This is a genomic window from Antarctobacter sp. (genome assembly GCF_965277915.1).
Taxonomy (GTDB): Bacteria; Pseudomonadota; Alphaproteobacteria; order Rhodobacterales; family Rhodobacteraceae; genus Antarctobacter.
This window is the reverse complement of record NZ_OZ255849.1, coordinates 2031370-2055267: the sequence shown is the minus strand read 5'-3', so window position 1 is coordinate 2055267 and position 23898 is coordinate 2031370. Positions and strand designations below refer to the sequence as shown.

Annotated in this window: 22 protein-coding genes; 11 read left to right on the top strand and 11 right to left on the bottom strand. The window is 63.2% G+C overall.

The features are described 5' to 3' along the window. Positions 1-23 precede the first annotated feature (23 nt). The 3 genes from ACQY5B_RS10850 (at position 24) to ACQY5B_RS10840 (ending at position 1843) form a co-directional block, all read left to right on the top strand. Positions 24-467 carry an RDD family protein gene (locus tag ACQY5B_RS10850; RefSeq protein WP_420325266.1) on the top strand — a complete coding sequence of 148 codons (444 nt, stop codon included), beginning with the start codon at positions 24-26 and terminating at the stop codon, positions 465-467. Positions 468-630: 163 nt separating this feature from the next. Beyond that, positions 631-1443: an arginyltransferase gene (locus tag ACQY5B_RS10845; RefSeq protein ID WP_305969829.1), complete on the top strand. Its 813-nt coding sequence runs from the start codon at positions 631-633 to the stop codon at positions 1441-1443. A gap of 166 nt (positions 1444-1609) precedes the next feature. Beyond that, complete coding sequence (locus ACQY5B_RS10840; RefSeq protein ID WP_420325267.1) at positions 1610-1843, top strand: hypothetical protein; 234 nt, start codon at positions 1610-1612, stop codon at positions 1841-1843. Positions 1844-1918: 75 nt separating this feature from the next. Here ACQY5B_RS10840 and ACQY5B_RS10835 read toward each other — a convergent pair whose 3' ends face one another. The 3 genes from ACQY5B_RS10835 to ACQY5B_RS10825 all read right to left on the bottom strand — a co-directional run bounded on the left by ACQY5B_RS10835 (position 1919) and on the right by ACQY5B_RS10825 (position 6475). Further along, the gene (locus ACQY5B_RS10835; RefSeq protein ID WP_305969827.1) at positions 1919-4273 is read right to left on the bottom strand and encodes a TRAP transporter large permease subunit; all 2355 of its coding nucleotides are present in this window, start codon (positions 4271-4273) and stop codon (positions 1919-1921) included. An 11-nt stretch (positions 4274-4284) separates the two neighbouring features. Further along, on the bottom strand, positions 4285-5238 hold the full coding sequence (locus ACQY5B_RS10830) for a TRAP transporter small permease subunit (protein WP_420328663.1): 954 nt from the start codon (positions 5236-5238) through the stop codon (positions 4285-4287). 154 nt (positions 5239-5392) lie between these two features. Beyond that, on the bottom strand, positions 5393-6475 hold the full coding sequence (locus ACQY5B_RS10825) for a TRAP transporter substrate-binding protein (protein ID WP_305969826.1): 1083 nt from the start codon (positions 6473-6475) through the stop codon (positions 5393-5395). 241 nt (positions 6476-6716) lie between these two features. Between ACQY5B_RS10825 and ACQY5B_RS10820 the strand changes: the two genes are divergently transcribed. Together ACQY5B_RS10820 and ACQY5B_RS10815 are read left to right on the top strand one after the other, a co-directional pair. Then, positions 6717-8126, top strand: coding sequence for a cache domain-containing protein (locus ACQY5B_RS10820; RefSeq protein ID WP_305969825.1), 1410 nt, complete (start codon positions 6717-6719; stop codon positions 8124-8126). Continuing rightward, entirely contained in the window at positions 8123-8767 is a 645-nt protein-coding gene (locus tag ACQY5B_RS10815) for a response regulator transcription factor (protein WP_305969824.1), read from the top strand. The genes ACQY5B_RS10820 and ACQY5B_RS10815 overlap by 4 nt, the downstream gene beginning before the upstream one ends. A 40-nt stretch (positions 8768-8807) precedes the next feature. Here the strand turns inward: ACQY5B_RS10815 and ACQY5B_RS10810 are convergent, their stop codons facing one another. After that, complete coding sequence (locus ACQY5B_RS10810; RefSeq protein ID WP_305969823.1) at positions 8808-9017, bottom strand: hypothetical protein; 210 nt, start codon at positions 9015-9017, stop codon at positions 8808-8810. A 95-nt stretch (positions 9018-9112) separates the two neighbouring features. Beyond that, positions 9113-9265, bottom strand: coding sequence for a hypothetical protein (locus tag ACQY5B_RS10805; protein ID WP_421917665.1), 153 nt, complete (start codon positions 9263-9265; stop codon positions 9113-9115). Between the two features lie 390 nt (positions 9266-9655). Here ACQY5B_RS10805 and ACQY5B_RS10800 point away from each other — a divergent pair, with 390 nt between their 5' ends. The 3 genes from ACQY5B_RS10800 (at position 9656) to ilvN (ending at position 13587) form a co-directional block, all read left to right on the top strand. Further along, on the top strand, positions 9656-11410 hold the full coding sequence (locus ACQY5B_RS10800) for an acetolactate synthase 3 large subunit (RefSeq protein WP_420325269.1): 1755 nt from the start codon (positions 9656-9658) through the stop codon (positions 11408-11410). Between the two features lie 215 nt (positions 11411-11625). Beyond that, the gene (locus ACQY5B_RS10795) at positions 11626-12624 is read left to right on the top strand and encodes an acyltransferase family protein (protein ID WP_420325270.1); all 999 of its coding nucleotides are present in this window, start codon (positions 11626-11628) and stop codon (positions 12622-12624) included. A 402-nt stretch (positions 12625-13026) separates the two neighbouring features. Next, positions 13027-13587, top strand: a complete 561-nt coding sequence (ilvN, locus tag ACQY5B_RS10790; RefSeq protein ID WP_305969819.1) for an acetolactate synthase small subunit — start codon at positions 13027-13029, stop codon at positions 13585-13587. Positions 13588-13635: 48 nt separating this feature from the next. Here the strand turns inward: ilvN and ACQY5B_RS10785 are convergent, their stop codons facing one another. Further along, a complete protein-coding gene (locus tag ACQY5B_RS10785) occupies positions 13636-13956 on the bottom strand; it encodes a hypothetical protein (protein ID WP_305969818.1) in 321 nt (106 codons plus the stop codon). 286 nt (positions 13957-14242) lie between these two features. On the opposite strand from ACQY5B_RS10785, the gene ACQY5B_RS10780 reads away from it, so the two are divergent. The 3 genes from ACQY5B_RS10780 (at position 14243) to ACQY5B_RS10770 (ending at position 16492) form a co-directional block, all read left to right on the top strand. Further along, positions 14243-15004 carry a helix-turn-helix domain-containing protein gene (locus tag ACQY5B_RS10780; RefSeq protein WP_420325271.1) on the top strand — a complete coding sequence of 254 codons (762 nt, stop codon included), beginning with the start codon at positions 14243-14245 and terminating at the stop codon, positions 15002-15004. Between the two features lie 118 nt (positions 15005-15122). Continuing rightward, positions 15123-16283: an aromatic ring-hydroxylating oxygenase subunit alpha gene (locus tag ACQY5B_RS10775; RefSeq protein ID WP_305969816.1), complete on the top strand. Its 1161-nt coding sequence runs from the start codon at positions 15123-15125 to the stop codon at positions 16281-16283. Continuing rightward, complete coding sequence (locus ACQY5B_RS10770) at positions 16280-16492, top strand: hypothetical protein (protein ID WP_305969815.1); 213 nt, start codon at positions 16280-16282, stop codon at positions 16490-16492. Before ACQY5B_RS10775 ends, ACQY5B_RS10770 begins: the two co-directional genes overlap by 4 nt. A gap of 32 nt (positions 16493-16524) precedes the next feature. On the opposite strand, the gene ACQY5B_RS10765 is transcribed toward ACQY5B_RS10770, so the two are convergent. From ACQY5B_RS10765 to ACQY5B_RS10745, 5 genes are all read right to left on the bottom strand, one after another. After that, complete coding sequence (locus ACQY5B_RS10765) at positions 16525-17328, bottom strand: DUF2189 domain-containing protein (protein ID WP_420325272.1); 804 nt, start codon at positions 17326-17328, stop codon at positions 16525-16527. Positions 17329-17558: 230 nt separating this feature from the next. Continuing rightward, positions 17559-18683: a peptide chain release factor 2 gene (prfB, locus tag ACQY5B_RS10760; RefSeq protein WP_305969813.1), complete on the bottom strand. Its 1125-nt coding sequence runs from the start codon at positions 18681-18683 to the stop codon at positions 17559-17561. 104 nt (positions 18684-18787) lie between these two features. Beyond that, positions 18788-21316 carry a penicillin-binding protein 1A gene (locus tag ACQY5B_RS10755; protein ID WP_420325273.1) on the bottom strand — a complete coding sequence of 843 codons (2529 nt, stop codon included), beginning with the start codon at positions 21314-21316 and terminating at the stop codon, positions 18788-18790. 101 nt (positions 21317-21417) lie between these two features. Then, entirely contained in the window at positions 21418-22623 is a 1206-nt protein-coding gene (locus ACQY5B_RS10750; protein WP_420325274.1) for an N-acetylmuramoyl-L-alanine amidase, read from the bottom strand. Positions 22624-22694: 71 nt separating this feature from the next. Beyond that, on the bottom strand, positions 22695-23852 hold the full coding sequence (locus tag ACQY5B_RS10745; RefSeq protein WP_420325275.1) for a pyridoxal phosphate-dependent aminotransferase: 1158 nt from the start codon (positions 23850-23852) through the stop codon (positions 22695-22697). Between the last annotated feature and the right edge of the window lie 46 nt (positions 23853-23898).

Sequence of the window (23898 nt, the reverse complement as noted above, 5' to 3'; positions counted from 1 at the left end):
ACTTTACCTCGCTGGAGTTGACGATGTATTCCGACACCATGTCTCACCTGCCCGATCCTGACCGCCAGGCGGCTTTCTACGATGGCGTGACCGTCAAGCGCGGCATGGCCTGGGTGATGGACACCGTGCTGATTTCCCTGATTACCCTGCCCATTGCCGTGTTTTCCATCGTCGGGCTTTTCATGTTGCCGCTGATGTTCCTGGTGATCGGGTTCATCTACCGGTGGATGACCATTGCCGGAAAATCCTCGACCCCGGGGATGCGCCTTATGAACATCGAGTTCCGCAATGCCTGGGGGGAACGCTTTGACGGTGGAGAGGCCTTTTTGCACACGCTGGGCTATACGCTGATCGCCACCACGGTGATTCTGCAGATTGCCTCGATCGTGCTGATGTTTGTCAGCGAACGCGGCCAGGGCCTGCACGACATGGTGCTGGGCACCGTCGCCCTGAACCGTCGCGCCTGAGGCAACAGAGACGCTCAATTCTTGGGATTTATCCCTGTATGTGGGCGGTTTACCAAGAAATCAGAAAGGCCCCGCCGTCGCGGGGCCTTGACGAGTCGAAAGGCTTGGCGCGCGGCGGGATCGTTGTTACCGTTTCGTTAAATTTGCCGAAGGTTTCTGCTCGATGCGTCATTCGCTTCCGCTTGCACCGCAGTTCTACGTCACTGCTCCCCAGCCTTGCCCGTACCTTGCGGACAGGATGGAACGGAAGCTGTTTACCGCCCTGCAAGGCGATTCTGCGCAAAAGCTGAACGATTCCCTGTCCAAGCAGGGATTCCGCAGGTCGCAGAATGTGCTGTACCGGCCGTCCTGTGCCGATTGCGCGGCCTGCCTGTCTGCCCGGATCGACGTCAGGCGCTTTCAGCCCACGCGCAACCAGCGCAAGGTCATCAAGCGCAACGCGGGCCTGGAACGCCGGGCGACCAGCCCCTGGGCAACAGAGGAGCAGTACGACCTGTTCCGTCGCTATCTGGATGCCCGTCACGCCGATGGCGGCATGGCCGACATGGACGTGTTCGAATTTGCCGCGATGATCGAGGAAACACCGATCCGCAGCCGCGTGATCGAGTATCTCGACCCCGAGAGCGACAAGCTGGTTGCAACCTGCCTGACCGACATGCTCGATGACGGGCTATCGATGGTCTATTCCTTCTACGAGCCGGACATGGCGCGCCGCTCGCTGGGAAAGTGGATGATCCTCGATCATATCGAGATCGCACGCGAGGCGGGCCTGCCCTACGTCTACCTCGGCTATTGGGTGCCGGGCAGCGACAAGATGGGATACAAGGCCCAGTTCGACGCGCTCGAGATCTACCGCCGCGGGGTCTGGGAGCGACTGGAGAACGCCAGCGACTTTTCGTCGGACACGCATCCGCTGTCGACCGACCCCATCGCCGAGCAGGTCGCGAACATCTCTTTCCCAGACACGCGTGGTTAAAGAACGGGCAGTTTTTTGAGAACTGACCGGTCCGTTTCGTTGCTGGACCGAAAATCTCGTAGCCCCACGCAATTCCCGGTTGCATAGAGGGCATGTTGCGTGCATCCCTGAATTTTGATCAGTTGGTAAAAATTTATCCGGAACCAGCCACCGAAGGACCGATCGGATGCCCTCTCACGAAGATCAGTTGCGCTCTATCCTGAACGGGCTGGATTCCTGCGACCTGGAAACCAGGATCGAAGTCGTGCGAGAGGTGACCGTGCCCCTGCTGGAACACCTGGGCTATTCTCTGGCACGCGATGCTGCGGCGACGGCGGCCTCCTCCGCTTTCATCATGGCGGCGGACCTTGAGAAACGACTGGCCAAGATCGGGTTCATGGTGTCGGACAACGGTCACTAGCGCCCGCGTTTTTTCCCGACAGCAAAAGGGCGGGCCTGTTGGCCCGCCCTTTGTCTTTCCGGTGTCGCCGCCGGGTCAGTGTCCCAGGATCGACGGAACGATGGTCACGATCCCTGGGAACAGCGCCAGGATCGCCAGCCCGACCACCTGGATCAGCACGAAGGGCATCACCCCGCGATAGATGTGGCCGGTCGTGACTTCCTTGGGGGCAACCCCGCGCAGATAGAACAACGCAAAGCCGAACGGCGGTGTCAGGAAAGAGGTCTGCAGGTTGACCGCGATCATGATCGTCACCCATTTCGGATCGAAATGCGCGCCGTAGATCACCGGCCCGACAATCGGGATCACGATGTAGATGATCTCGAGAAAGTCGAGCACGAAGCCCAGGATGAACAGGATGATCATCACGATGATGAAGGCCGTGCGCGGATCGTCGTAGCTGCGCAGGAAGTCCTGGATGTATTCCTCGCCCCCGAAGGAGATGACCACCAGGTTCAGAAGCTGCGAAGCCACGAGAATGGTAAAGACCATCGACGTCACCTTGGCCGTTTCCCGCACCGCCGGGGTCAGAACCCCGGACCGGAACAGGACCCAGCAGCTGAACAGCAGCCCGAAGAAGGCATAGAGCCAGCAGGCATAGGCAAAAAGGAAGGCAAGCCAAGTTGCGCCGCTGACCTCTTCGACATTGACCCGGAGGTCAAAGTTGATGCCGGTCAGGATCATCAGGATGACCGCGAGGGTCGACCAGATGATGATGCGCGGGCTGCGTTCTTCTTCGGACAGCTTGCGGTAGGCGGCCAGCATGATGGCCCCGGCCGCCCCAAGCGCCGCGGCGGGCGTCGGATTGGTGATGCCGCCCAGGATCGAGCCCAGCACCGCAACGATCAGGACCAGCGGCGGAAAGACCACGCGCAGCAACTCGTTCTTGGACAAGAGCTTCATCGCGTAGACGCAGCCGTAGATCGTGATGGCCCAGGGCAGGATCATCAGCACGACGGTAAGCATGGCCGAACTCGTCGGTCCGATCAGCAGGATGTCCACCACGAGGCCCAGGATGATCCCCACCGCGCCGATCTGCAGAGGCAGCGGGTTCGACGAGGGTGAAACGCCCCGCGCCACGGCCAGGATCAGGCCGAAGATCACCGCCAGGGTCGCGATGCCCGTGCCGATGGGCGCCGCGTTGGCGATCTTTTCAGCCTGCAGTTCGGCGATGCGTTCGTCGCTCAGGCGGGTGCTCTGCTGGGCACCGCCCTGGGCGTCGATCTCGGCCTGTTCGGCCACCGCCCTGTCCCAGGCCGCCTGCCCGTGCAGGTCGATCATCGAGGCCTTGCACTGGTCGGACACATTGGTCCGCAGAGACGCGGCATCGCCGGATTCCGAAAAGCTGTCGACCTGGACCGACTGACTGCCGACCATGCCGACCTCTGCCAACAGGATCGTGCCCGCGATCAACGCGATCGGCACGCCGAGGAACCAGGTGAAGGCTTCACCGCGGGTGACGGGCTCTCCCTCGCCGCCGTCCAGCGTGACCGCCGGCGCCTTGGAGGGGTTCAGCATCGCGTAGCCGAAGGCATAGAGCGCATAGAGCAGCGCCAGCAGGATGCCCGGCAGCAGCGCCGCCTGGAACAGCGTGCCGACCGAAACCACAGCAGGTTCACCAAGGAAGGTCAGCGCATCCGAACAGCCCGCCAATTGGGCCCGGTCTTCTTGTGCCGCGGAATAGAGATCCCCGGCCAGAGTACCCAGCAGAACGATCACGATCGAGGGCGGGATGATCTGCCCCAGCGTGCCGGAGGCCGCGATGACCCCGGTGGCCAGTTCCGGCGCATAGTTGTTGCGCAACATGGTGGGCAAAGCCAGCAGGCCCATCGTCACCACGGTCGCGCCGACGATCCCCGTCGAAGCGGCCAGAAAGGCGCCGACGACGACGATGCTCACAGCCAGACCGCCCGGCAGCGGGCCAAAGACGCGCGCCATGGTGGTCAACAGGTCGTTGGCGATCTTCGAGCGTTCCAGAACGATGCCCATCAGGACGAACATCAGAACCGCCAGCAGCGTCTCGATCGACTGCCCCGCGATCACCCGTTCGTTGATCCGGTTGACGATGAACGAGATGTTGCGGTCCATCGCGGTTTCCCAGCCTTGCGGGAAGACCGGAACCTCGACCCTTGGCAATTCCGGGTATCGGAAGATCGAAATCGCCTTCTCGTTGGCCCCGCTTGCCAGCAGGGCATTGTAGGCCTCCGACCCGGTGTCGATGGCCTGGTGTATCAGCAGGCCCGCGCTATCGAGGGCCGCGATGATCCCGAAGGAAATGATCCCCGCGCCGCCGATGGCAAAGGCCACCGGAAACCCCGACAGGATCGCCGAAAAGAGCGTCAGAAAGACGATGATCAGGCCGATCTCGACGCCATCCAATCCAAACAACATGCGCCTGCCTCTCAGAATTCCGCGTGGTCGTAGGGCTCTTCGCCCGCTTCAAGCTGGTCTCGGTCGAGGTATTTGCCCGCCGACTCCTCGCCTTCCTTCCACTCGAGGAACGAGCGGTAGAAGAAGGCCCAGGCCTGGATGAAGATCAGCGCCAGCATGATCGCGACCAGGATCTTGAACAGGAAGTAGGCGTTGAACCCGTTGGGGCTGAACCCGATCGTCTCGACGTTCCATCGCACCGCGCGCGCCTTGAGCAGCAGCCGGTCCAACCCGTCCGAGGCCGAGGGTTTCGGCACGATCAGGTGACGCCACATGAAGAACCAGGCATACAACCAGATCAGCGTCGCAACCGGGATCATGAAGAACAGCGCGCCGAACATGTCGATCATGCGCTTTACCCGGTGGCTGACCGCCGAATAGACCAGATCGACGCGGACGTGCCCGCCCTGCACGAAGGTGTAGGTCAGGCAAAGAGCGACAACCATCGCGTTGTAAAGCTTCAGTTCCTCGGCGAACCAGGAAATATCGAACTGCACCGGGATACCGAAGCCGATCGAGATGTCGGGCCGGGCAAAGATCCGTTGCATGAAGACGATCATCACCTGCTGCAACACCATGATCAGACCCGCCCAGGCGAAGAAGCGCCCGACGGTATTGGCCATGCCCTCCAGCACGCGCACGGTCCCCCAGAGGAACCGGTTGCTGTAGAGCCCGGCCAGAAAGATCACCAGGAAGAAGGTGAATACCACAAAGAAGAACTCGACCGAGGCTCCGTAGTAGACGAAGCGCATGACCGCTTCCTTGTCTTCCGTCGTGTTCTCCCAGCTCAGCCAGTCCAGCCAGGCCATCGGATGCGAAATCGCATAGCCAAGGTTCCAGAAGGCAAGGGCGATGTTTTGCACCACCCAGACCAGGAACCCGCCGATGGCGCCGAAGAACGAGCCCGTCGCGGCCTCTGCTTCCATCATGTCCCCCAAAATATCGGTCCGGCACCCTGGCCGGCATCACGAGTCGCCACGCCAGTCCCGCGTGGCGCAACGGCGGGCTGGCAAAAACGCCGCCCGCCAATGCCGAAAAGGCCCCCGCGCTGCAAGGGCCTTTCCAGTGATCGGAGCGGGATCAGCCCAGCACGCGGTCGCGCTGTGCGACGTAGGTGCCCGAGGATGTCTGGATCCAGGCCGAGGACGACTTCATCGAGGCCATCGCGCTGTCGTGGATGCGCTTGTACAGGTCGTCGCCCATGTTCTCGGCATGGACCTCTGCGGATGCCTTTCCGAAAGCTTCCCAGACGCTGTCGGGGAATTCGCGGATGGTCACGCCGGCGGACTGCAGACGCTGCAGGGCGGCACCGTTGGCGGACAGGAACTGGCCCAGGTTCCACTGGTGCGCTTCGGCAGAGGCGATCTCGATGATCTTCTGGTGCGCCGGCGACAGGCTTTCAAAGACGTCGCGGTTGGTTGCGACAGAGAGGCTTGCGCCCGGCTCGTGGAAACCGGCGGTGTAGTAGATCTTGGTGATCTCCTGGAAACCGGCCTTTTCGTCGGCCCAGGGGCCGATCCATTCGGTGCCGTCGATCGCGCCTGAGGACAGTGCCTGGTAGACCTCGCCGCCGGGGATGTTCTGGACCGATGCACCCAGCTTGCCCAGGGCCTGGCCGCCAAGGCCCGGCATACGGAACTTGAGGCCGTTGAAGTCCTCGGGGCCGGTGATCTCGTTGCGGTACCAGCCGCCCGCCTGCGCGCCGGTGTTGCCGCCGAGGAAGGATTTGAGACCGAAGATCTGGCCCAGTTCGTCGTGCAGCTCCATGCCGCCGTCGAAGTAGTACCAGTTCACCTGTTCCTGAGCGGTCAGGCCAAAGGGAACGGCGGTGAAGAAGGCATAGCCCGGGTGCTGACCGACAAAGTAGTAGTCCGCACCGTGGTACATGTCGGCCTGACCGGCGGTCACGGCGTCGAAGACCTCGAATGCGCCCACGAGTTCGCCCGCGGCCTTGAGATCGACGGTCAGCTGGCCGTCGGTCATCTCGGTGATGATGGTCGCAACACGCTCGGCGGCGTCATGCACACCGGCCAGACCACGGCTCCAGGTGGTGACCATTGTCAGCGTGCGCTTGCCCTGAGCGTAGGCCGGAGCGGCCAGCGTCGAGGCGGCCGCAGCACCGGCACCCACGGTCGAGTTGCGAAGGAAAGAACGACGATCCATTGAAATCCTCCCAGATTCTGTTTCTGCACGGGGCTCCCCACCTCGCGCGGATCGGTTTGAGTGCGGGCACCCTAGGGATTGATTCCGACGTTGGGAATACCCAGTGCTACGGAGAAAAGCCGGAAAAACGGCTTGCCCTTGCGGAATGCGGGCGGGATCCAAACGCGCCCTGCCCCGGGTTTTGCCCCGGAGGCGCCTCCGGGGCGTTCCCATCGCCGCGGGCTTGTGGTTTTCTAAGGGCATGTTCGCGCGGTTCCGCCTTAGCTACGGGCAAAAGCTCTTTCTGCTGGCCAGTGTGCCGCTGGTCCTGGCGGTCTCGGCCATTGCGCTGCTGGTTGCCCAGCAGGCCCGCAGCCTGGCCGAACGCGAGATCCAGGGGCTGGAAACGCAGCTGCTGGCGGCCAAGAAACGCGAATTGCGCAATTACGTCACGCAGGCCCGCAACGGGTTCTACTTTGTCTATGGTTCTGCCGCACCGGACGACGCGGTCGCCAAGACGCAGGTCCTGCAGATCCTGGCCGCCATGATCTACGGCGAAGAGGGCTTTTTCTTCGTCTACGACTACGACGGCCAGAACCTCGTCTCACCCCGCCAGACCGATCTGATCAACACCAATCAGTGGAACCTGACCGACAGCGAGGGCACCTTTGTGGTGCAGGAATTCATCGAGACGGCGCGCCAGGGGGCAGGCTATGTCGATCACCTCTGGCCCAAACCCTCGACCGGCGAAGAGGGGCGCATGGTGACCTATGTGCTGGGCCTGCAGGACTGGCGTTGGGCCGTGGGCACGGGGGTCTTCATCGACGACGTTCTGGGCAGCGTCGCCGCCTCGCGGGCCGAGGTCGAGGCGCGCGTTCAGCGCAATTTCATCTATATCGGGGCCATTACCCTGGGTGCGCTGCTGCTGGTCTTTTTGTCCGGTCTGATCCTGAACCTGCGTGAAAGGCGGCTGGCGGATGCCAAGCTTAAACAGCTGACGCAAAGGGTGCTGGACGCCCAGGAAGAGGAACGCGGTCGCGTGGCGCGCGAGCTGCACGACGGCATCAGCCAGATCCTCGTCGGGGTGAAATATGCGCTCGACATCGCTCGGCGCCGCGTGATGTCGGGCGATCCCCGCGCCGAAGAGACCCTCGCCAAGGGCGCCGACCACCTCGGTCAGGCCATCAACGAGGTGCGCCGTATCAGCCGCGACCTGCGACCGGGCGTGCTGGATGACCTGGGCCTTGGCCCCGCCATCAAGGCGCTGGCCGAGGAGTTCCGGCAGCGCACCGGCATCGAGACCGAATTCACAACGGTTGTCTTCCGCAACCGGCTGGATCAGGAGGCCAAGATCGCCCTGTTCCGCATCGCGCAGGAGGCCCTGACGAACATCGAGCGCCATTCCGGCGCCAGCCAGGTCAGCATCGACATTCGCGGCCACCGCGCCGGGGCGACCCTGCGTGTCGCCGACAACGGAACGGGGATGCGTGACACACCGGGCGCCGCCCGCGGGATTGGGTTGCGCAACATGCAGGAACGCATGGACCAGCTGAACGGAACCCTGCGCGTCTTGTCGTCCCGCGATGGCACAGTTATCGAGGCACAAGTGCCCTTGACCCACCTGCTTCCGCCCGAAGAAAGCGCCGACCCGCAACCGAAAGCCCGCGCATGACCCCTGCCCCCACCCGAGTCGTTGTTGTCGATGATCATCCGATGGTAGCCGAAGGCATCGAGGCGATCCTGGAAAGCTACGACGATATCGACGTGATCGCCACGCTCTCGGACGGTCAGACCATGATCGACCGGCTCGACAGCCTGTCTCCGGATGTCATCCTTATGGATCTCAACATGCCGGGCCTTGGCGGGTTGTCGGCGACCGAGATGATCCTGGAACGCCGACCGGCGACGCGCATCCTGATCCTCTCCATGCACGACTCGCCCGAGTACATCTCGACCGCGCTCAGCCATGGCGCTCGCGGCTATGTACTCAAGGACGTGCCGACCGATGAGATCAAGCGCGCCATAGACGTCGTGATGGTGGGAGAGAAATATCTCTGCCCCGGGGCAGAGGGCGCACTCGCGCCGCACGGGCAGGAACGTGAACAGCTGACCAATCGCGAACAGATGGTTCTGCTGCAACTGGCGCAAGGAAAGTCGAACAAGGAAGTGGCTGGCGCGCTGGATATTTCCGTGCGCACCGTGGAAACGCACCGCAAGAACATCCGCCGCAAGCTGGGAGTCAGCAGCACCGCCGCGCTGATGCGTTATGCGCTGGAACACGGGGTATTGCAGGGGACCGGCGCGAACCTCTGACCGCGCCCGTCATTTCCGCAAGTCGCCTCGGTCCGTCAGGTCAGAGATCGACGCCGACCTGTTCGCGATCGCATTCGTCCCAGAACTTGTAGACCATCGCCGGGACGATCCTCGCCTCCGACAACTCGGGTTGGGTTTCCGCAACGCGTTTGGAGGGCACGCCGCCAAGAGCCGCCGCCAGCCCCATGAGGACCACAAGGGCCACGGCTTTGCAGATCGTGAAATCGCGGTAGAAAATGTTCTTTTTCATGTCGAGACCCTCGTCTCCTCTAGATGCATCCTCAGCATCGCCGATGCCCTTGCTTCGCACAACTCACGTTGCCGCGCGCGATTGTTGCAATTCAATCAACCGGTCCCGTACGAGATCATGCGCGCCTTTGTCAGGCTGGTGCCGCTGTCGTGGTGCCCCGCCTGCAGGCCAAGCCCCAGGGCAATGCATAGCGCAAGACACAGCGCCTTGAACGCGGTGAAATTCCTGACTTTCCGAGAGCGCATCATGGCTTTTCCCGTCCGAAGTGAACTGTCGGGTTCGGTTTGCCAGATACCCTGCCCTGACGGCAATTCCTGATTTGCGCATATCCGCACAGCGTTTCTGCATGGGTTGACTTGTGTGCGCGGGGCTGGTTTGGGCAATTTTTGGAAAGGCCACGCCGTCCTGAATGAAATTTGCTTTCTTCCACTTCAACGGTTGACGCTTCGTGCCGCGCGCCATAGTCTCCCCGCGCGATACAAAGGAGCCTCGGGCATGTCCACGCTAGTGGTAATCGTAGGAACAAGGCGCATGGGCCGGTAATCCGGAACCCTTCCAGGACCCCATGCGCCCCCGAACTGACCCTCGGGGGCTTTTTTGTGCGCAAACGTACAGTGTCGTGAACGGAGAACAATGCGATGACACGTCAGATGACCGGAGCGAAAATGGTGGTTCAGGCCCTCAAGGACCAGGGCGTGGACACGGTATTCGGCTATCCCGGCGGCGCTGTACTACCCATCTATGATGAGGTCTTTCAGCAGAACGACATTCGCCACATCCTGGTCCGTCACGAACAGGGCGCGGTTCATGCCGCCGAGGGCTATGCCCGCGCGACCGGCAAGCCGGGCGTGGTTCTCGTGACGTCTGGCCCCGGGGCGACCAATGCCGTCACCGGCCTGACGGATGCCTTGATGGACTCGATCCCGATCGTCGTCCTGACCGGTCAGGTGCCGACCTTCATGATCGGCTCGGACGCCTTCCAGGAGGCCGATACCGTCGGCATCACCCGCCCCTGCACCAAGCACAACTGGCTGGTGAAGGACACCGCGCGGCTGTCGTCGACCATCCACGAGGCCTTTCACGTCGCCACCTCGGGCCGTCCCGGTCCGGTTCTGATCGACATTCCCAAGGACGTGCAGTTCGCCAGCGCAGAGTACCAGCCGATCCCGAAAACCTCGGTCAGCCACTACCAGCCGCAGGTCAAGGGCGACATGGAGATGATCGAGGCGCTGGTCGAAGCGATCGAGATGGCCGAGCGCCCGGTCTTCTACACAGGCGGCGGCGTCATCAACTCGGGCCCCGCGGCCAGCCAACTGTTGCGGGAACTGGTGGATGCCACGGGCTTTCCGATCACCTCGACCCTGATGGGATTGGGCGCCTACCCGGCCTCGGGCCGTCATTGGCTGGGAATGCTGGGAATGCACGGTCTCTACGAGGCCAATCTTGCGATGCACGGCTGCGACCTGATGATCAACGTGGGCGCGCGTTTCGATGACCGGATCACCGGCCGCATCGACGCCTTCAGCCCGAACTCGCACAAGGCGCATATCGACATCGACCCGTCGTCGATCAACAAGGTGATCAAGACGGACATCCCGATCATCGGTGACGTCGGCCATGTCCTGGAAGACGTGCTGAAGGTCTGGAAATCGCGCGGCCGCAAGGTCAATCGCGAGGCGCTGTCGAAATGGTGGTCGCAGATCGAGGAATGGCGCAAGGTCGACTGCCTCAAGTTCAAGCCTGCGGAAAACACCATCAAGCCGCAGCACGCGCTTGCCCGGCTTGAGGCGCTGACCAAGGGCCATGACCGCTACATCTGCACCGAGGTCGGTCAGCACCAGATGTGGGCAGCGCAGTATCTTGGATTCGAGGATCCCAACCGCTGGATGACCTCCGGTGGCCTGGGCACGATGGGCTATGGCTTCCCGGCCTCTGTCGGTGTGCAGGTGGCGCATCCCGATGCACTGGTCATCAACGTCGCGGGCGAGGCGTCCTGGCTGATGAACATGCAGGAGATGGGAACCGCGGTTCAATACCGCCTGCCGGTCAAGCAGTTCATCCTGAACAACGAACGCCTGGGCATGGTGCGCCAGTGGCAACAGTTGCTGCACGGCGAGCGGTATTCGCATTCCTGGAGCGAGGCGCTGCCCGATTTCGTCAAACTGGCCGAGGCCTTTGGCGCCAAGGGCATCATCTGCAAGGACCCGGCGGACTTGGACGACGCGATCATGGAGATGATCGAGCACGACGGGCCGGTGATCATGGATTGCCTTGTCGAGAAGCACGAGAACTGCTTCCCGATGATCCCCTCGGGCGAGCCGCACAACAAGATGCTGCTGGGCGACGCCAAGGCGACCAATGCCATCGCCGGCAAGGGCGCGGTGCTGGTCTGATCCGGCAAGCTCTGAACCAACAGGTACGCGTCGGCCCCGGTGGTCGACGCGTTTTTCTTTGCCCCCTGACCGCACCGCAGGTGACGCGGCGCAATTTCGCCCAAGTTCCGGAATAGCCGAACCCCCATGGCCCCGTCCCTGTCATCATACTGCGCGCTGTGGCCCGCAGGAATTGCCAGCCGAAGCCGCCGCGTTCGACGGGCGGGACCGAAGACATGCGTATGGGCGGCACGATGAAGGGCGCGGCGGCGCGACTGCGTTGGCTGGACCGAGCCAAGGGCGCGGGCATCATCCTCGTAGTCTTCGGCCATGCCTGGATCAGCGCGCAAGCGGCAGGTCTGATGGCCCCTGGCCCGCTGTTTCGCACCGTCGAGGCGCTGATCTACAACTTTCACATGCCATTGTTCTTCTTGCTGTCCGGCGTCACCTTCGAGGCTTCGGCCCGTCGACGCCCGCTGGTTCGCGGCATGAAGGACAAGGCGATCCGCCTGCTTTGGCCGCTGCTGCTGTGGACCTATGTCTTTGCCGGTTTCCGTTTTCTGGCCGGAGGCGCGGCGAACACTCCCGGGGGCCTGTCGGATCTCATCGGCTGGCCCCTTCCGCCGCGCGATCACCTGTGGTTCCTCTGGGCGCTTTTCCTGATCCAGTTGCTGGGGCTACTCGTGGCGGTGCCCGGGGAAAGGCCGCGTCCCGCCTGGCTGTGGCTTGTCCTTGCGCTTGCTGCCGGCGGGCTGGTCTCTGTGCCCGGCCTGCCGCTGGGCCCCCTGACGGTGAATGCCGCGCTGCACCTGGGGATCTTCCTCCTGGGCATCTGGCTGGCGCGACAACCACCACTGCCCTCGGGCGTACCGATGGCGCTGAGGGCGTTGACCGTCTTCGGCGTCGTGCAACTGGTCAGCTTTGCCCTGCCTCAAACCGTGTTGGGCTTTCAGGTGGTCGCGGCGCTGCTCTCGCTCTGTTTCATCGTGATGATGAACGCCCCGCAGGGAGATGGCGGGCGCCTGGGCCGCATGCTGGAGCGGTTGGGACAGCTCTCGATGCCGATCTACCTGGCGCACACGCTGTTCACGGCTGCCACTCGGATCGTCCTGTTCAAGCTCACGACCGATGTGATGGTCCATCTCGTGCTGGGCACCGTGGCCGGTCTGATTGGCCCTGTCGTACTGTACTATGCGGCGCGCCGCGTTGCTTCCCCAAAGCTCCTGGGGTTCTGAGCGGCGCAAACCGAGTCCCGTGGCCCACCGCTAGCTGCCTGGCGATGGCCCGCGTCCGGGTGGAACTGCGTACGGGCTTGCTCAGCAACTCGTCCATGTCGACCACCCGGGTCTATTCACCGTCCTTTTCGAAGGCATTGCCCGTCAGCGCAATGATCGCGCGTTGGAGCCCGCCCCTTCTGCCCGGTCAGCCGCAGCAACAGGTGCCGAAGGTCCTCGAGCAGTGACGTCCGGGCCAGGCCAGCACTGCGGAACAGGCATAGCGCAAACCGATTGCCGGGCCATTAAATGCCGTGAGGGCGGCGTTTTGCACCGCTCGCTTCTGGTCAAAGCTGCCGATCTTGGCTAAACCTTCCGCGGCCCGTCGCCCGGCGGGCCGGCACTCCTCAGAAAGGCCCAGAGATGTCAGCACTCAAGATCAAGAAAGGCTCGAGCAAGCACTCCGCCTACAACCTCCGCCCGAACTTCTCGGACGTGCAGGAGACCCATACCGTCGCCGTGCTTGTAGAGAACGAGCCGGGCGTGCTGGCGCGTGTGATCGGGCTGTTCTCGGGACGTGGCTACAACATCGACAGCCTGACCGTGGCCGAGGTCGACCATGAAGGCCACCTGAGCCGGATCACGATCGTCACCAGCGGCACGCCGCAGGTCATCGAACAGATCAAGGCACAGCTGGGTCGGATCGTGTCGGTGCGCGACGTGCACGACCTGACGGTCGAAGGCAAGTCCGTCGAACGCGAACTGGCACTGCTGAAGGTCGCCGGATCTGGGGACAAGCGGGTCGAGGCACTGCGGCTGGCGGATATCTTCCGCGCCAATGTCGTCGACTCGACCCTGGAAAGCTTTGTCTTTCAGTTGACCGGCACACCGGACAAGATCGACGCTTTTGCCGATCTCATGCGTCCTCTCGGCCTGATCGAGGTTGCTCGGACAGGTGTCGCCGCCCTGGCCCGCGGGGTCTGACAGGTATTGAAGGCGTGGTCAGGATCCGCAGGGTCCCGACCAGCCGTTTCAGCTGGCGCGACGCGCTTCCGGAAAGCGGACCACATTGCCCGCGGTCGAGGTTTTGCCCGGTCCGCGGGTTTTCAATTCGTGAACGATCGCCGGTGCGAACCCCGCGTCCACCCGGCGCAGGTTACGCGCCCTGCGAACGTCCCGCTCTTCACGCAGGTCGAACTGGATCAGGTCTCCTGCGTCGAGGTCCAGACCGTCGTGCAGGTTTTGCTCCGCTGCCGTGTAATAGGCGAGATTTCCATGGTCTTCGCACCAGATCACAGCTTTGCTGTCACTGGCATCCGCCCACAATACAACGCCAAACATCTGATCTTGCATAAGTACACCCACTGATGGTCGCATGATCAGGGTGAATGAATCCTTGCCGAGCCGACAGATTATTTTCCGTGTCGCCTCCTTGATTTTTGTGGCGCAAGGCGGCACTTTTGGCGCCAATGCGCATCAGCGGTGACGCCACTTAGCATCAAATACCATCGCTGGTTGAGGTCAAAAGACAAAAATGCTGCACTTCAAAGGCACTATGAGACAGGATCGGAACATCATGGCGGAGAAACGTGCCACAAATGCGACCAAACAAGGCCCGACTCCGTCCGAACTCCGCAGCATGCTTGGCGCCAACCTGAGACAGCTGTCACAACGCGCACCCTCGATCTCGGCCCTGTGCCGTGAATTGGGGATCAATCGCACGCAGTACAACCGCTACCTGGCCGGTGAGAGTTTCCCGCGGCCGGACGTGCTGCATCGGATCTGTACCTATTTCAACGTGGATGCGCGCATCTTGCTGGAACCGGTCGGCGACATCTCCAGCGGCAATAGCAGCATCTTCAACAATCCCGCGATCTCGGATTTCCTTGGCGGGGCAACCCGGCCCGTCGCCGAAGAGGACTTCCCCAGCGGGTTTTATCGCTTTGCACGGCGCAGTTTTCTGGACGAGAACATGTTTGTGCGCGGTCTGATCTATGTCTTTCGCAACCGCCAGGGCACCTTCCTCAAGGGGTTCGAAGCAAAGGATGCCATGCGCCAGCAGGGCCTGAATACAGATCCCGCCACGCGAGAGTTCCGTGGTGCGGTAATTCCACAGGAGGACGGCATTGCTGCCCTGGTCAGCCGTCACGGCTCGATCACCTCGTCCTTCAACTATCTGGCGCGCATTCCTTCGTTTGAGAACAACTTCTGGGCCGGCTACGTCACCCGAACGGTCCGGGAAAACGTTGCCGGGCGGCGGGTTGAGCGCCTGGTCTACGAATACCTCGGAAGCCGGATGAAGGACGTCCTGCCCGCTGCGCGCAGTTCCGGATTCTGCCTTGAATCCGACCTGCTGACCTATCAGCGCAACCTGCTGAAACCGGGCGAACCCTTCGTCTGAACGCGCTCGGCGCCATCCAAGGTCGCTTTGATACAATCCGTGTCGGGTTTGTTCGGGACAAGTGCACATTCTGCAACTAACGCGGAGTCCATTCCACGTCAGCAGAAGGCCCTTCCCCATGACCATTGCCCAGACCGATCTTGACAGCGTCCGCCGTCCCGTCGCCCAGGCCAATGGCCTGCCGAACGCACATTACATCGACCCGGGCGTCTTTGCCGAAGAGCGCGACGCGCTGCTCTTTTCCCAGTGGGCCGGCCTGGCCGTGGCTGCCGACGTGCCGGAAAATGGCGATGCCAAGCCGATCACCTTTCTCGGAATGCCGCTCTTGCTGCTGCGGGGCCGTGACGGCACCGTACGCGTGTTCCAGAACATCTGCCGCCACCGCGGCATGATCCTGGTCGACGAGGCCCGCAAGATCGAGGGCGCGATCCGTTGCCCCTATCACTCCTGGTGCTACGGGTCCGATGGCCGCCTGGTCAGCACGCCACATGTGGGCGGCCCCGGCCACAACACCCACGAGGCGATCGACCGGAGCACCCTTGGCCTGATCGAGGTCCGCAGCCACATCTGGCGCGACATCGTCTGGATCAACGTCTCGGGCGACGCGCCCGCCTTTGAAGAGGCCATGAGCGACGTCATGACCCGCTGGGCGGAATTCGAACAGCCGGTCTACCACGGGGGCGCCGACAGCACGATCACGCTGGAGGTCCAGACCAACTGGAAACTCGCGGTCGAGAACTACTGCGAAAGCTACCACCTGCCGTGGGTGCACCCCGGACTGAACTCCTATTCCCGGCTCGAGGATCACTACAACATCGAACAGCCCGGCGCCTATTCGGGTCAGGGCACGCTGGTCTACCGGCAGGTCACGAACGAGAACGGAGAGCCCTTCCCCGATTTCGAAGGTATCTCGGACAAGTGGGATACCGCCGCCGAATACATCGCCGTCTATCCCAACGTCCTTCTTGGCGTGCACCGCGACCATGCCTTTGCCATCGTCCTCTTGCCCGAGGGTCCGGGCAAGACGATCGAGAGCGTCCATCTCTATTATTCCCAGCCCAAGACCGACAGCGGGCTGCGACAGCGCAACACGCAACTCTGGAAGACGGTCTTCGAGGAAGACATCTTTGTCGTCGAGGGCATGCAGCGCGGGCGCTACGCCTCGGGCTTTGACGGCGGCCGCTTCTCGCCCGCGATGGACAGCCCCACGCATTGTTTCCACGACTGGGTCGCCAGCAAGATCCAGACCCATCGCAGCCTGTCGGAGGCGGCCGAATGAAGGCGCTGGACGACAGGCTGCTCGCAGCGCACGCGGCGGACGACCGCCCCGCGCTGGTGGGCCTGTATGCGCAGGCAGCGGAGACGGTGAACGATCTGGATGCCGCCTGCTTCTACCTGACCCATGCCTATGTCTTTGCGCTGGAGCTGGGTGACACGCGCGCCACGGCACTGCACGCGCGTCTCAAGGCCGAGGGGCGGGAGACCTGACAACATCGCCGAGAGGCGCTGTAAGGTGCCTCTCAGGCCACCACATGCGCCCCGGCCTCGTGCTCGGCGCCATAGGCGATCATGTCATACAGGTGCCAGGTCGCATGCCCCAGGAGCGGCAGCGAGATGAACAGCCCCAGGAACCCCGGCAGCATCGACAGCAAGGTGACCGCCGCCACGAAGACGGCCCAGGCTAACATCGGCACCGGGTGCCTCTGGACGTAGCTGAACGAGGTGATCATCCCGGTCACGAAATCGATGTCCCGGTCCAGCAGCATGGGCAGCGACAGAACCGAGATCATGTAGAGCACGACCGAAAAGACCGCGCCAACCCCCGTTCCCACGGCCAGCATCATCAGCCCATTGGCGGTAAAATAGATGTCCAGCGAGCTGGAGACATTGGTCATTGTCGACAGGCCAAGGAACAGCGCAAAGATCATATGCGCGAGAAAGAACCAGAACAGGAAGATCACCAGCACCACGGCCCCCAGCCAGGGCAGCTGCCCGCCGCCAGAGCGTTTCACCACGCTCAGGATCTCAATCCAGTCCAACGGCCTGTCCTGCTCGATCCTGCGGCTGACATCGTAGAATCCCACCGCCGCAAAGGGCGCGATCAGCGGAAAACCGATGGCCGCGAAGACCAGCCAGTAACTATGCCCGGTGATCCAGGTGACCCAGGCCATGAACCAGCCGCCCAGGACGTAGACAGAGGCGAAGAGCACGGCAAATCCCGGCGCGCGCCGCAGGTCGCTCCAGCCGCGCCGCAGCGCCTCGCGCAGCATCTCGGCATCGACCGGGCCAAGGTCCGGAACACCTGGCTTGGGTGTATCGGGCATCGCTTTCCTCCTGCCGATCGTCTCCTCCGGCATTCAGTAAACGAGATATGACCCGCGCAGGCAAGAACAGGTTTGGCGCCGGGGCCATTGCAAAACGCGCCAGCAGACGTTTAGGCCGACACCCCCTCCCTCGGGCACGCCTTCGTCGCGCCAGGGGCGCGGCGCATGTTCTTGGTTTGAAAACAACACGGAGGCGGCGACGGCACGGGGCCGCGCACCTTCGCTGAGGGTCAGTCCTCGGCCTGGGCGTCCGCGCGGCTCTTGCCTGCCACGTTCATCGCCAGTGTCGCGGCCATGAAGGGATCAAGATCGCCGTCCAGAACGCCCGAGGTATCGGCGGTCTCGTAGTTGGTCCGCAGGTCCTTGACCATCTGGTAGGGCTGCAGGACGTAGGACCGGATCTGGTTGCCCCAGCCCGCGTCGCCCTTGGCCTCGTGCAGGGCGTTGACCTCGGCGTTCCGCTTGTCCAACTCCAGCTGGTACAGCCGCGATTTCAGCGCCTTCATGGCGATATCACGGTTCTGGTGCTGCGACTTTTCCGAAGAGGTCACGACGATCCCCGTCGGCGCGTGCGTGATCCGCACAGCAGAGTCGGTGGTGTTGACGTGCTGACCGCCCGCGCCAGAGGACCGGAAGGTGTCGATGCGGATGTCGGCCGGGTTCACCTCGATCTCGATATTGTCGTCGATCACCGGATAGGCGCCCACGGCGGCAAAGCTCGTCTCGCGCGTGCCCTTGCCAAAGGGCGAAATCCGCACAAGGCGATGCGTGCCGCTTTCGGATTTCAGCCAGCCATAGGCGTTCGGCCCCTTGATCTGGTAGGTGGCGGATTTGATGCCCGCCTCGGCGCCCGCCTGTTCTTCCTGAAGATCGACCTCGAAACCGCGTTTCTCGGCCCAGCGGACGTACATCCGCGCCAGCATCTGCGCCCAGTCGCAGGCCTCGGTGCCGCCGGCGCCCGCCTTGATTTCCAGGAAGGCATCGTTGCCGTCGGTCTCTCCGTTCAAGAGCGCCTCGAGCTCTTTCTTGGCCGCCTTGTCCACCAACGAAGCGATCGCCGCCTCTGCCTCGGCGACGACCTCCTGGTCATCCTCCATCTCGCCCAGCTCGATCAGTTCGATCTGGTCGGCGAGGTCCTGTTTCATGGCCGTGTAGGTTTCCATCGCGTCGACCAGCTGCTGACGCTCGCGCATCAGTTTCTGCGCCGCCGCCGGATCATCCCACAGGTTCGGGTCCTCGACGCGGGCGTTGAATTCCTCCAGCCGGTGCTGGGCCGTGTCCCAGTCCATGCGCTGGGCCAGCAGGTCGAGTGATTTCTCGATCTTTTCCACGTGGTTCTGGGTCTCTGCGCGCATGTCTTATGGTCCTGTCTCGGTCCTCTCGGGTGATGCGTGATAGCAAGGGGCAGGCGGACGGGCAAGCCGGGGAACCGCCCTGCCCGTCGGACCGGCCAAAGGCGTCAGTAAAGACCGCCCGAGCTGAGCGTGCCAAAGCCGGCCTTGGGGCCCACGATGGCCTTGTCGCCGGTCGAGGTCGTGACCTCCTGCGCGACGGTCGATCCGTCCGGCTGGATCACGTCGAAGGTGCCCGAGATCGCAAAGCCGCCGTCGAACATCACGCCAAAGATCGGCTCTTCGCCAAGACGGAAGCACTCGGACACGACGTTGGGACCGCTGGCATCGGCCGGCAGGCGCGCACCCGAGAAACGGTCGATCTTGATGAACTGGCATTCTTCGGGAACCTTGAAGTTGCCCCCGCCGTATTTCTTGACCGCTTCCTGCATGAACTGGTTGAACACCGGTCCGCACATGCCGCCGCCCGAGGCGCCACGGCCCAAGGAACGCGGCGTGTCATACCCGATGTAACAGCCCGCCACGATGTTCGAGGTGAAGCCCACGAACCAGACGTCCTTGGCATCGTTCGTAGTGCCGGTCTTGCCGGCGGTCGGCACGCTGAGGTTGACCGTGCGCGATGCGGTGCCGCGGTCCACGACGCCACGCATCATCGAGGTCAGCTGGTAGGCGGTGACCGCGTTCATCACCCTTTCGCGTTCGTCGGCAATCCGGGGCGCCTGTCCCTGCGGCAGGTCCGGGTTGTCACAATCCACGCAGACCCGTTTGTTGCCAAAGACGGACTCATGCGAATAGACGGTGCTGCCATAGCGATCCTGCACCCGGTCCACCAGCGTCGGTTCGACCCGTTCGCCGCCATTGGCGAACATGGCGTAGGCGGCGACCATGCGGAACAGCGTCGTTTCGTCCGCGCCCAGCGAGTTCGCGATGGAAAGCCCCATCCGGTCGTAGACGCCGAATTTCTCCGCATAGCTAGCGACGATATCCATGCCCACTTCCTGCGCCAGGCGAATGGTCATCAGGTTCCGAGAGCGTTCGATCCCGGTGCGCAGCGGCGTCGGGCCGTAATACTGGTGCGAAGCGTTCTTGGGCCGCCAGACGCCGGCGCCGGTGTCCACCTCGATCGGCGCGTCGACAACGATGGTCGCGGGCGAATAACCGGAATCCAGCGCCGAGGCATAGACGAAGGGCTTGAAGCTCGACCCCGGCTGGCGCATCGCCTGCGTCGCCCGGTTGAAGACCGAGTTCTGGTACGAGAACCCGCCCTGCAGGGCGATGACGCGCCCGGTGTGGGCGTCCATCGCCATGAAGCCGCCCTGCACTTCGGGCACCTGCCGCAGGGTCCAGCGGATGAAGGCGCCATCGCTGTCCTGGGTCATCTGGCGGACGTGGATCACGTCGCCGGGTTCGAAATTGTCAAAGAGGCTGCCCTTGAACCAATCGGTATCGGATCGCGGCACGGTCATGCCGCGCGGATCGTCCAGCGCCACGTCCTCGATCCCCAGAAGCAGCGAGTTGTCGCGCACCTCGCGCACCACGGCCACATGCCAGGGGTGTTCCAGAACGATGTCGCGGGCCACGCGCAGATCCGCCAGCGCCTCGCGCCACTTGGCCTCGTCGCCCAGCGTGTCGGCGGGTATCGTCTTGCCGGTGCCACGCCATTCCCCGCGCGAACGGTCGTATTTTTCCAGCGCGCTGCGCAACGCCAGGGCCGCCTGGCCCTGCATTTCCGGGTCGAGGGTCGCGCGAACGGAATACCCGCCGGAGAAGAACTGTTCCTCGCCGAAGTCCCGGCTCAGCTGGCGGCGGATCTCGTCGGTGAAATAGTCGCGCGGCGGCAAAGAACGCTGGTAGGGTTCGAAATCGCCGTTCTGGACGGATTTCAGCGGCATTGCGACCTCGGCCTGGTACGTGGCCTCATCGATGTAGCCGTTTTCGAACATCTCCTTCAGAACGAAATCGCGGCGTTCCCGCAGGCGGTCCTTGCGGCGGACCGGGTGATAGTCGGACGGTGCCTTGGGCAGCGAGGCCAGAGTGGCCGCTTCGTGCGGGGCCAGTTCCGACAGGGTCTTGTTGAAATAGACCTGTGCCGCAGCGGTGACGCCATAGGCGTTCTGACCAAGGAAGATCTCGTTCAGGTACAGTTCGAGGATCTTTTCCTTGTCCAGCGCACCTTCGACGCGGCTGGCCAGGATGATTTCCTTGATCTTGCGTTCGACGCGACGATCGCCCGACAGCAGAAAGTTTTTCATCACCTGCTGGGTGATCGTCGAGGCGCCGCGCGTGTTGCCGCGGGCCGTGTCGATGGCCGCCGACACGATGGCGCGCGGATCATAGCCATTGTGGGTATAGAACGACTTGTCCTCGGCGCTGATGAAAGCGTTTTTTACCATGTCCGGAATTTCCCGGGCGGGCGTGAACAGGCGCCGTTCCTGCGCGAATTCGTCGATCACGCGGCCCTCGGCGGAATAGATCCGGCTGATCGTGGGCGGCGAATACTGTGCCAGGTGTTCATGGCTGGGCAGATCGCGCCCGTACATCCAGAAGACGGCCCCGATGGTCAGCGCCACCATCATGGCGCCCATTGTCACGACCGAGAAGATCGCCCCGAAGAAGGAAAAGATGAAACGCAGCACATGCGGCTCCCGCTACCCGAATGAGGCCGTGTTTATAGCGCATAAGGGCATGGGTCAAAACACATCGACGCGCGTCGGGCGGCGGTTTGCCGAAACGGCGCCTATTGCCGGCGCAGGCGCGACAGGGCTTCGTCCTCCAGCGCCCAGGCCGCGATCCCGTCCCGGAGCCCGCGCGCCATGCCCGCGCGCCAGACCGGATCCTGCAGGTTGCGCAGATCCTGCTCCGTGGACAGGAACCCCAGTTCGACGAGGACGGACGGGATGTCGGCAGATTTAAGAACCGAAAAGGCCGCCTGCCGCAGCGGGTCCTTGTGGACATGTCCCAAAGCACCGTCGATGCCGGCGACGATGTGTTCGGCCAGCGCCTGGCTGCGCGGCGTGTTGTCCAGCCGCGCCAGATCCATCAGGATCTGGGCGACCCTGTCATCGGTGCCGGTCAGGTCCAGCCCCGCCAGCAGGTCGTCCCGGTCATGCCGTTCGGCCAGCGCCGCCGAGGCCGCGTCGGAGGCCTCTTCGGCAAGGGTATAGACCGCAGCCCCATGCGCCACCCCCTCTTCCAGCGCATCCGCGTGCAAGGAAATGAACAGGTCCGCACCAACCTCATGGGCGTATTTCACCCGCCCTTCGAGCGAGACAAAGCGATCCTCCTGCCGGGTCAGCCGCACATCGTAGTCACCGGACCGCAACAGAACCTCTCGCAGTTCCAGCGCGAAGGTCAGAACAAGGTCCGCCTCGGTCACGCCATCTCTCTGTGCGCCCGGGTCGATGCCGCCATGCCCCGGATCCAGCACGATGGTCAGGGGGCGATCCGGGTCAGGATCGGTGCGGCGCGCCCGGGGGCGGGTCTGGACCCAGGACGGATCTGCCGGCGGCCCGGCGGTGCTGGCGAAACGCTCGGCATCGCCCTGTTCCAGTTGCAGGGTCAGCTCTGCCCCTGCGCCATCGGGCAGAACACGCATCCCGGCGCTTTGCACCAGCATCGGCTCCGCCAGTTCGGCCACCAGCCGGGACCATCCCGGACGAAACAGCCCAATGCGCAAGGCGCTGATCCGGTCACTCTGGTCCAGTTCGGCAGGATCGGCGCCCTGCCAGTCGACCTCGGCGAAATCCAGCACCAGGCGGTCCGGCGCGGTCAGGGTGAACATCCGCCAAGGCACGCCCTGCGACAGGGTCAGGGTCAGTTCAGTTCCGCCGAAACGACGATCCTCGATCCGTCCGTCGATCAGCCGCGCCAGCCCGGCATCCTGGGCGGCTGCACTGCCAGCCCAGAGGCTCAGCGCCAACAGGAAAGTAAATAATCTGCTCATGTGCCCCGGTTCCGGTGTTTGCTGCACTCTATGGGAATCCGGCAAGGTCGTTCAATCCCGGACAGACCGGCTCAGGCGGCGCCCTTCCCGCGCGCGGCCATGAAGGCGCCGAGCCGTGCCAGGCCTTCCTTGATCTCGTCTGTCGACTGGGCATAGGCAAAGCGCAGCGTGCCGCCGCCCCGCACCGGGTCGAAATCCAGTCCCGGCGTCACCGCGACCCCCGCATGGTCCAGGATCTCGCGGGCAAAGGCCCGGCTGTCATTGGTCAGGTGGCTCACGTCGGCATAGACGTAAAAGGCCCCGTCCGGCGGCGCGATCCGGTCGAATCCAATCCGTGGCAACCCGTCCAGCATCAACTGCCGATTGCGCGCATAGACGGCAAGGCTTCCTTCCAGTTCGTCCTGTGCATCCAGCGCCGCAAGGGCCGCGACCTGGGCGGCATGTGTCGGACAGATAAACAGGTTCTGGGCCAGGCGTTCGAACTGGCGGACCATGTCCTCGGGCACCACCAGCCAGCCGATCCGCCAGCCGGTCATCGAGAAATACTTGGAGAAGGAGTTGATCACCACGACATCGTCGCTGATTTCCAGCGCCGAGACCGCGCCCTTTTCGTACTCGATCCCGTGATAGATCTCGTCCGACAGGAAGGCTGCACCGCGCGCCTGCGCGTCCGCGATAAGCGCCGCAAGTTCCGGCTTTTCCAGCATCGTGCCGCTGGGATTCGCCGGGCTGGCAACCAGGAGCCCCTCGTAGTCGATGTCCGCGAGGTCGTCGGGCGTGGGCTGATAGCGGTTTTCCGCCGAGCACTGCACCTCGACCGTGGTCACGTCCAGCGCCTTGAGGATTTGCCGGTACGACGGATAACCGGGCGCGCCCAGGGCCATGCGGTCGCCCGCATCGAACAGCGCGGTGAAGGCAAGAATGAAGCCGCCGGAGGACCCCGGCGTCACCACCACCCGGCCCGGGTCCAGGTCGATCCCGTACCACTCATCATAGAGTTTCGCGATGCGCGCACGCAGTTCCGGCAGCCCAAGTGCAACGGTGTACCCCAGCGGATCGCTTTCCATGTCGCGCGTCAATGCGGCACGGGCAGCGGCGGGCGCGGGGGTGCCGGGCTGGCCCAGTTCCATGTGGACGATGCTGCGTCCGTTCGCCTCGGCCTGCCGAGCGGCTTCCATCACGTCCATCACGATAAAGGGATCAACCGCACCCCGCCTTGAATTCCGCATGCCCGCCTCTCTACTGTGTCGCCAGTGAGGCTTACGAGCACAAGGA

Bases quoted from the DNA above. Each gene is read 5' to 3' on its own strand.
- ACQY5B_RS10850 (WP_420325266.1), top strand. From the start codon at position 24: ATGTATTCCGACACCATGTCTCACCTGCCCGATCCTGACCGCCAGGCG.
- ACQY5B_RS10845 (WP_305969829.1), top strand. From the start codon at position 631: ATGCGTCATTCGCTTCCGCTTGCACCGCAGTTCTACGTCACTGCTCCC.
- ACQY5B_RS10840 (WP_420325267.1), top strand. From the start codon at position 1,610: ATGCCCTCTCACGAAGATCAGTTGCGCTCTATCCTGAACGGGCTGGAT.
- ACQY5B_RS10835 (WP_305969827.1), bottom strand. From the start codon at position 4,273: ATGTTGTTTGGATTGGATGGCGTCGAGATCGGCCTGATCATCGTCTTT.
- ACQY5B_RS10830 (WP_420328663.1), bottom strand. From the start codon at position 5,238: ATGGAAGCAGAGGCCGCGACGGGCTCGTTCTTCGGCGCCATCGGCGGG.
- ACQY5B_RS10825 (WP_305969826.1), bottom strand. From the start codon at position 6,475: ATGGATCGTCGTTCTTTCCTTCGCAACTCGACCGTGGGTGCCGGTGCT.
- ACQY5B_RS10820 (WP_305969825.1), top strand. From the start codon at position 6,717: ATGTTCGCGCGGTTCCGCCTTAGCTACGGGCAAAAGCTCTTTCTGCTG.
- ACQY5B_RS10815 (WP_305969824.1), top strand. From the start codon at position 8,123: ATGACCCCTGCCCCCACCCGAGTCGTTGTTGTCGATGATCATCCGATG.
- ACQY5B_RS10810 (WP_305969823.1), bottom strand. From the start codon at position 9,017: ATGAAAAAGAACATTTTCTACCGCGATTTCACGATCTGCAAAGCCGTG.
- ACQY5B_RS10805 (WP_421917665.1), bottom strand. From the start codon at position 9,265: ATGATGCGCTCTCGGAAAGTCAGGAATTTCACCGCGTTCAAGGCGCTG.
- ACQY5B_RS10800 (WP_420325269.1), top strand. From the start codon at position 9,656: ATGACACGTCAGATGACCGGAGCGAAAATGGTGGTTCAGGCCCTCAAG.
- ACQY5B_RS10795 (WP_420325270.1), top strand. From the start codon at position 11,626: ATGCGTATGGGCGGCACGATGAAGGGCGCGGCGGCGCGACTGCGTTGG.
- ilvN (WP_305969819.1), top strand. From the start codon at position 13,027: ATGTCAGCACTCAAGATCAAGAAAGGCTCGAGCAAGCACTCCGCCTAC.
- ACQY5B_RS10785 (WP_305969818.1), bottom strand. From the start codon at position 13,956: ATGCAAGATCAGATGTTTGGCGTTGTATTGTGGGCGGATGCCAGTGAC.
- ACQY5B_RS10780 (WP_420325271.1), top strand. From the start codon at position 14,243: ATGCTTGGCGCCAACCTGAGACAGCTGTCACAACGCGCACCCTCGATC.
- ACQY5B_RS10775 (WP_305969816.1), top strand. From the start codon at position 15,123: ATGACCATTGCCCAGACCGATCTTGACAGCGTCCGCCGTCCCGTCGCC.
- ACQY5B_RS10770 (WP_305969815.1), top strand. From the start codon at position 16,280: ATGAAGGCGCTGGACGACAGGCTGCTCGCAGCGCACGCGGCGGACGAC.
- ACQY5B_RS10765 (WP_420325272.1), bottom strand. From the start codon at position 17,328: ATGCCCGATACACCCAAGCCAGGTGTTCCGGACCTTGGCCCGGTCGAT.
- prfB (WP_305969813.1), bottom strand. From the start codon at position 18,683: ATGCGCGCAGAGACCCAGAACCACGTGGAAAAGATCGAGAAATCACTC.
- ACQY5B_RS10750 (WP_420325274.1), bottom strand. From the start codon at position 22,623: ATGAGCAGATTATTTACTTTCCTGTTGGCGCTGAGCCTCTGGGCTGGC.
- ACQY5B_RS10745 (WP_420325275.1), bottom strand. From the start codon at position 23,852: ATGCGGAATTCAAGGCGGGGTGCGGTTGATCCCTTTATCGTGATGGAC.